The sequence below is a fragment of the Actinomadura alba genome (assembly GCF_014323705.1).
GTDB classification, from domain to species: domain Bacteria; phylum Actinomycetota; class Actinomycetes; order Streptosporangiales; family Streptosporangiaceae; genus Actinomadura_C; species Actinomadura_C alba.
Map to the genome: position 1 here is coordinate 258,364 of NZ_JABVEC010000006.1, position 6,741 is coordinate 265,104.

Sequence of the window (6,741 nt, forward strand, 5' to 3'; positions counted from 1 at the left end):
CCGGAAGTAGGCTTTACTGCGGCCAAAACCGGAATCGCCATTTATGTCGGATTTGGCCGGTGTCAGTGCCGACGGCGTTTGGCTATTTATCGTTTATGCGTGAAATTTCGAAATTGTCATAGTCTGCAGACATTTGTCCACCGCTGCCGCCGCCCTGCCGCATGACGACGATGCCGGCCTTGCCCCGCGTCAGCGGAGTGGCGGCGTCGGTGTACTCCGCGGCGAGCTCGCCGTTGAGCCACATCCGCAGGTGCATGCTCTTGTCCTGCTGCTGCTCACAGGCGATCTGGATCTTGTTGACCCCCTGTGTCTCGAACCCCTTGGCGTCCGGGGGCGCCACGAGCTCCTTGGAGATGTTGGAGCCGGACACCTTGCGGATGACCGCGCCGTCGCCGTCGAGGCGCACCAGGAACAGGTAACCGTCCAGGTTCGTGGTCTCGCCGAAGCACCAGAGGCCCACCTGCCCGTACTTCGGTCCGGACACCGGGGTCACGTCCGCGGACACCAGGACTCGTGGCGGCAGTTCCGCGTCGTACGGCGCCACACTGGACTCGTCGGTGTCGTTGCCCGTGGTCCCCAGCCGGTACCGGCCACCGAGGTAGCCGGTACCGAGTATGGGGTTGTACTCGCCGCCCGACCACCTGGTGCCGGTGCTGGAGAAGTCGTCGCTGAAGACCGGAGTGGTGCTGGTGGGCGGGCCGCCCGAGCCGGTGAGCCACAGCACGGCGAGGAGCGCGAGTACCAGGAAGCCCGCCACGACCGCGCCGGCCAGCGCCAGCGTACGGCCCCGCCCCCCGCCCGAGGTACGGCCGGGACCGTGGCCCGGGGCCCGGCCGGGCGGCACCGGAGCGGCGGGGCCGTTGCCCGGGAAGGCTCCGGGCGGCGCCATCAGCGTTCCCGGGCCGTCCGCTCGCGTCGGCTGGCCCGGATACGGCCCGCCGGGCGGTGGCACGGGGGACGGTGGCACGGAGGACGGGTGGGTCTGCCAGGTGCTGCGGAGCGTCTCAGCGGTCTGGGCGGTGTCGGCCCGGTCCTGGCCGACCAGGCCGTCCAGAAGTTCCTGGGCGGACGGCCGCAGTGCCGGATCCTTGGCCAGCGCCCGCTCGACGAGCTGCCGGATCTCGTCCTCCAGCCCCTCGATCTGCGGCTCGCCGTGCGAGATCCGGTAGAGCACCGCAGGCAGGGTGGCCCCCGGGAACGCGGTCTCGCCGGTACCGGCGTAGGCGACGACGGCACCCCATGCGAAGACGTCGGAGGCGGCGGTGGCCCGCCCGCCACCGATGATCTCCGGTGCCATGTAGGCGGGGGTACCGACGAACTGGCCGGTCTTGGTCTGGTCGACGACCGTGTCGAGCGCGCGGGCGATACCGAAGTCGATCACTCGTGGGCCGAGCGAGGACAACAGCACGTTGGCCGGCTTCAGATCGCGGTGCACGACGCCGGCGCCATGGATCGCGGTGAGGGCCGTGGCGACCCCGACCGCGAGATGGTCCAGGGTCGCCCCCCGCATCGGCCCGGAGTCGCGCACGAACTCGTGCAGGTTGGGGCCGTTGACGTACTCCGTCACGATGTAGAGCAGGTCGCCGTCGAGGTTGGCGTCGAGCACCGGGGCCGTACAGAACCTGCGCACCCTCCGAGCGGACTCGACCTCGCGGCGGAAGCGGTCGCGGAAGGACGGGTCGTGGGCGAGGTCAGGGTTGATCACCTTGACCGCGGCCCGTTCGCCCGCGGACGACTCGGCCAGGTAGACGGTGCCCATGCCGCCCCGGCCGATCCGACCCACCAGCCGGTAGGCGCCCAGCGTTCGCGGGTCGCCGGGCGTCAGGGGATCGACCACGTTCTCTGCCGACACGGTTAGTCCACGCCTCCCTTTGCGTCGTGCACGAAAGCGCACGTTGAGGCAGATTAGCGAAGAGTCGTGTCCTAAGGGAGAAGTAGTAGCTTGCCCGTGGTGCGGCGGCCCTGGAGGTCCTCGTGCGCCGTGCGCGCGTCGGCGAGGTCATAGCGCCGGCCGATGTGCAGCCTCAGCGTTCCGCTCTTCACCCAGCCGAGCACGTCACCGGAACGGGCGAGCAGTTCCTCGCGCGTGGCGACGAAGTGGGCCAGCGTCGGGCGGGCGAGGAACAGCGAGCCGCCGGTGTTGAGCCGCATCGGGTCGAACGGGGGCACCGGTCCGCTCGCCGCGCCGTACAGCGCGAGGGTCCCGCGCCACCGCAGGCTCTCCAGGCTGCCGTCGAAGGTGGCGGCGCCCACGCCGTCGTACACGGCGGCGGCGCCCTCCCCGTCCGTCAGCCGCCGGACCTCCGGGGCGAATTCGGTCTCGGTGTACCGAATGACCTCGTCGGCACCGGCGTCACGGGCGAGCCGCTCCTTCTCCGCGGTCGAGACGGTGCCGATGACCCGGCCGCCGAGCAGCTTCACGACCTGGGTGAGCAGCAGGCCCATGCCGCCCGCGGCGGCGTGCACGACGACCGTGTCGCCCGGCTGCACCGCGTAGACCGAGCTGGTGAGGTAGTGCGCGGTCATCCCCTGGAGCATGGCGGCGGCCGCGTCCTCGGCCGAGACGCCGTCCGGGACGTGTACGGCCCGGTCCGCCCGCACGATGGCCTTGGCGGCGTACGACCCGTTCACGTCCGACGACGCGACCACGTCACCGACGTTCACGCCGGTCACGTCCGGGCCGACCGCCGTGACGGTGCCGGCGCCCTCGGTGCCGATCACGAACGGCGTCGGCTTCGGGTACCGCCCGGTGCGGAAGTAGACGTCCAGGTAGTTCACCCCGGCGGCGGCGATGTCGATCACGATCTCACCCGGGCCCGGTACGGGATCGTCGAACTCGGTGTAGTCGAGGGCCTCTGGTCCGCCCGGCTTCGAGACGACGATCGCGCGCATGGAAACTCCTGGGGTGTGATCGTTACGAGGTGGTGTGATCGTTGCCAACGGGTGGCGGCACCGATCTGTTCCCGCCCCAGCCCGCGCTGGGAGCGTCGCGGGTGAGATCAGGACGGGGCGATGCGGTGGCAGAGCCACGCCAGCGACAGCGGATAGCGGTAGTCGATGGCTCACCCCGGACCGGTCCGTTCCGACTTGCCCTGACGGCTCGGCGAACGTATGTTCGAATCGTACTGCGCCTGCCTTCCCCCGGGCGATGGACTCGGGAGGTGGCCAGGGTGAGTCGCGTGTACGGCGACCCGATCGAGGTGTGGGTGGCCGACGGCCGTCCGGTGCGGTTCGTGTGGAGGGGCCGGCTCTACACGGTGCGGTCCGTGCTCGAGCACTGGGTCGCCACCAGGGACTGGTGGAAGGACCTGCATCCCGAGGCCGAGGAGTCCAGCGAGCGCGAGTTCTGGCGGGTGGAGGCCGCTCCGGACGGGGACATCGGCGTGTACGAACTGCGCTTCGACGCGGCGACGGCCACCTGGATGCTGTCCCGGGCGTGGGACAGGTCATGATCGGCCGGGTGCCGGACCGGTTCCCGCGATCCCGGCGACGTGCCGGGATTGGGGTTAGCCGCAATGCGGCGGGAGCGAGGCGGCCTCCATCCTGGCTCCATGGCGATTCGCTGCCTGCTCATCGATGACAGCCGGCATTTCCTCGAGGCCGCCCGTCATCTGCTCGAGCAGGAGGGGATCTCGGTGGTGGGCACCGCCTCGACGGGAACCGAGGCGGTCTGCCGCGCCGAGGAACTCAGACCCGAACTCGTGCTGCTCGACATCTGCCTCGGCGGCGACTGCGGGCTCGAACTGGCGCACCTGCTCACCCAGGTCGCGCGGACGACGCCTCCGCAGGGCTCCTGGCGGCCGTCGATCATCCTCACGTCGACCCACGCCGAGGAGGACTACGCGGATCTCATCGCCGACAGCGACGCGGTCGGATTCCTGAGCAAGCCGGCGCTGTCCGCGGACGCGATCAGGGCGCTGCTCGCCTCAGGGGCGATAGACGCGCCGGCCACCGGTCGGCCGTACGGTCCCGGCGCATCGCCGGTGCGGTGGTTCTAGAGCCGGCGGGACTCCAGGAAGGCCAGCACGGCGAGGACCCGGCGGTGATCGGCCTCGGTCTCGGGCAGCCGGAGCTTGATGAGGATGCTCCGCACGTGCTTCTCCACCGTTCCCTCGGTGACCCACAACTTCCGTGCGATGCCGGCGTTCGAGCGTCCTTCGGCCATGAGGGCGAGCACCTCGCGCTCGCGCGGGCTGAGCTCGGCCAGTGGGTCGTTACGGTGCCGAGCCGCGATGAGTTCGCCGACCAGTGACGGGTCGACGATCGCGGCCCCTTTGACGATGCGGTCGAGCGTCTCGATGAACTCGGCCACATCGGTGACCCTGCTCTTGAGCAGATAGCCCACGCGGTCACCGCCGGCCAGCAGCTCCATCGCGTGTTCCAGGTCGACATATGCTGAGAGGAGCAGTATTCCGACCTGCGGAAACCGTTCGCGGATCACCCGGGCCGCATCGAGACCCTCGGTCGTGAAACTCGGTGGCATCCGAATGTCGATGATCACAAGATCAGGGCCATGCCTGCGGACCAGCTCGATCAGCCGCATGCCGTCGTCGGCCTGCGCCACCACCTCGAACCCCGTGCGGGTGAGCAGGCTCGCCAGACCTTCCCGGAGCAGCACGTCGTCATCGGCCACGACCAGACGCCCACGGTGTGTCACCGTGGCGTCTTCATCGAGCCCTGAGCTGTGCGAACGCGGTGCCTCCATCGTCACGGCCACGATATCCGCTGGGGCACGACCTGGGGAAACCCCGCTCTGGAGGCCGGCATGAGCGGCTCGACCGTCCGTAGGCTGACCGCGAGCGCCCTGCTGGTGAGCATGGTCGGCGCGGCCTTCGGCTACCTCGTGCGGGCGATCATAGGGCCCGTGCGCCGGACGGACCGGATGGCCGGCCGTCTGGCGGACGGCGACCCGTCGGCTCGGGTCCCCGAGACCGACAGTGGTGAGATCCGCAAGCTCCAGCGGGCGTTCAACAGCATGGCGGTGGCACTCGAGCACCGAGACGACGAGCGGGCCGCGTTGCGGCGGGTGGCGACGATCGCCGCACACAGCGCACCGCCGCGCGTGGTGTGCAATGCCGTGACCGATGAGATGTGCCGGCTCCTCGAGATCGACGGTGCGCGGATCTTCCGCTATGACCCTGACGGCCTGGCGACCGTCGTCGCCACGTGCTGCGACACAGCCGGAGGCTTGGAGGTCGGCAGCCGCTGGGCGATCAAGGGCGAGAACATCCCGGCCGTGGTCGCCCGCACCGGCCGTCCCGCGCGGATCGACGACTACGCGGACGCCTCCGGCCCGATCGCCACCTACCTGCGCAGGCAGGGCGTCCGCTCGGCGGTCGGCGCGCCGATCATCGTCGACGACCGGCTGTGGGGAGTGGCGGTCGGCTTCTCCACCCGCAAGGTGCTCCCCGGCGACGCCGAGACGCGCATCAGCGACATCACCGAACTCGTCGCCACCGTCATCGCCAACGCCCAGGCCCGCGCCGAGCTCACCGCGTCGCGGGCGCGGCTCGTCGCCGCAGCGGACCAGGAGCGGATGCGCATCGAGCGCGACCTGCACGATGGCATCCAGCAGCGGCTGGTCTCGCTGGCCCTTGATCTGCGCGCCGCCTGGGAGAGCGTTCCGCCCGGGCTGCCCGAGCTCAGCGGGCGGTTGTCGGCCGTGGCCGACGGGCTCGCCGATTCGCTGACCGATCTTCAGGAGACCTCGCGCGGCATCCATCCGGCCATCCTCGCGAAGGGTGGGCTGGCGCCGGCGATCAAGGCCTTGGCGCGCCGCTCGGTCGTGCCCGTCGAACTCACGCTCCGGATGGGGACCCGCCTCGACGAGAGCATCGAGGTGGCCGCCTATTACGTCGTCGCGGAGGCCCTGGCGAACGCGGCGAAGCACGCGAAGGCCTCGGTCGTCGAGGTCGAGGCCGAGGTACTGGACGGCCGGCTGTGCCTCTCGGTCCGCGACGACGGCGTGGGCGGCGCCGATCTGGCGCACGGCTCCGGCCTGATCGGCCTGATCGATCGCGTCGAGGCGGCGGGCGGCACCATGAAGATCGCCAGCCCGGTGCGCAAGGGCACCTCACTGTGGGTCTCGCTGCCGGCCTGCAAGAGCCCGGCGGCGCTCATCTGAGCCATGCCGCGCCGCCGACCTCTACCGGCTAGCGGTAAGAGCGCGGTACCCGCAGGCCGCAAGCGCGGATGGCCGTTGGCCGCAACGACGCGCCGCAGGTTGTGAGCCATGCTTGGGGTGCCAGAAGTCTGGAATCAGTCGTCTAGCGGCCAGAGCATGTCTGTGGGCATGGGGGGACAGCCGATGCTGCGGGTACGGGTCCGGAGGGACCGCGCGGGTCGCGTCCGCAGACGCCGTGAGCACGATGAACCGGTCATCGCCGATCTGCGCGATCCTGGCGTGGCCGCCGCCAAGCAGGCGGGCCGCCGCCGGGTGCGGCGTGTCTGACCGACCATCGGTTCGCGACCGCGCACTTTACGAGCCGGGTGCCGATCGGCGAGCCGCCGGCCGGCGCCGTCGTCTGGGTGCCGCCGTGCGGGCGGGGGCCCTTCGGCTCCGGCCGCGGTCGATTCGCGGCCGGATGGCGCTGCTGGTCACCTTCATCGCCGTGCTGCTGCTGGCGCCCGCGGGAGTGATCGGCGCCATGCTGGCGCGCCAGGCGATGACCCGGGCGATCTGGCTGGAGGCCCGGCAGCAGGCGATGCTCACCGCGGTCCGCGTTCGCGACGGTGGGACGC

General features: G+C 70.7%; 7 protein-coding genes. 4 read left to right on the forward strand and 3 right to left on the reverse strand.

Annotation, left to right across the window (positions count from 1 at the left end):
* Window positions 1–82 precede the first annotated feature (82 nt).
* On the reverse strand, window positions 83–1,852 hold the full coding sequence (locus HKK74_RS11235) for a serine/threonine-protein kinase (RefSeq protein WP_187243074.1): 1,770 nt from the start codon (window positions 1,850–1,852) through the stop codon (window positions 83–85).
* A gap of 71 nt (window positions 1,853–1,923) precedes the next feature.
* The gene (locus HKK74_RS11240; RefSeq protein ID WP_187243075.1) at window positions 1,924–2,892 is read right to left on the reverse strand and encodes a quinone oxidoreductase family protein; all 969 of its coding nucleotides are present in this window, start codon (window positions 2,890–2,892) and stop codon (window positions 1,924–1,926) included.
* A 278-nt stretch (window positions 2,893–3,170) separates the two neighbouring features.
* On the opposite strand from HKK74_RS11240, the gene HKK74_RS11245 reads away from it, so the two are divergent.
* Together HKK74_RS11245 and HKK74_RS11250 are read left to right on the forward strand one after the other, a co-directional pair.
* Window positions 3,171–3,452, forward strand: coding sequence for a DUF6504 family protein (locus HKK74_RS11245; protein WP_187243076.1), 282 nt, complete (start codon window positions 3,171–3,173; stop codon window positions 3,450–3,452).
* Between the two features lie 99 nt (window positions 3,453–3,551).
* Entirely contained in the window at window positions 3,552–3,998 is a 447-nt protein-coding gene (locus tag HKK74_RS11250) for a response regulator (RefSeq protein ID WP_187243077.1), read from the forward strand.
* Here HKK74_RS11250 and HKK74_RS11255 read toward each other — a convergent pair.
* Window positions 3,995–4,657 (reverse strand): response regulator, encoded by a 663-nt coding sequence (locus tag HKK74_RS11255; RefSeq protein ID WP_312881412.1) that lies wholly within the window; start codon window positions 4,655–4,657, stop codon window positions 3,995–3,997. The genes HKK74_RS11250 and HKK74_RS11255 overlap by 4 nt on opposite strands.
* 108 nt (window positions 4,658–4,765) lie before the next feature.
* On the opposite strand from HKK74_RS11255, the gene HKK74_RS11260 reads away from it, so the two are divergent.
* A complete protein-coding gene (locus HKK74_RS11260; protein ID WP_187243078.1) occupies window positions 4,766–6,124 on the forward strand; it encodes a GAF domain-containing protein in 1,359 nt (452 codons plus the stop codon).
* A gap of 156 nt (window positions 6,125–6,280) precedes the next feature.
* Window positions 6,281–6,451 carry a hypothetical protein gene (locus HKK74_RS11265; RefSeq protein WP_187243079.1) on the forward strand — a complete coding sequence of 57 codons (171 nt, stop codon included), beginning with the start codon at window positions 6,281–6,283 and terminating at the stop codon, window positions 6,449–6,451.
* Window positions 6,452–6,741 lie beyond the last annotated feature (290 nt).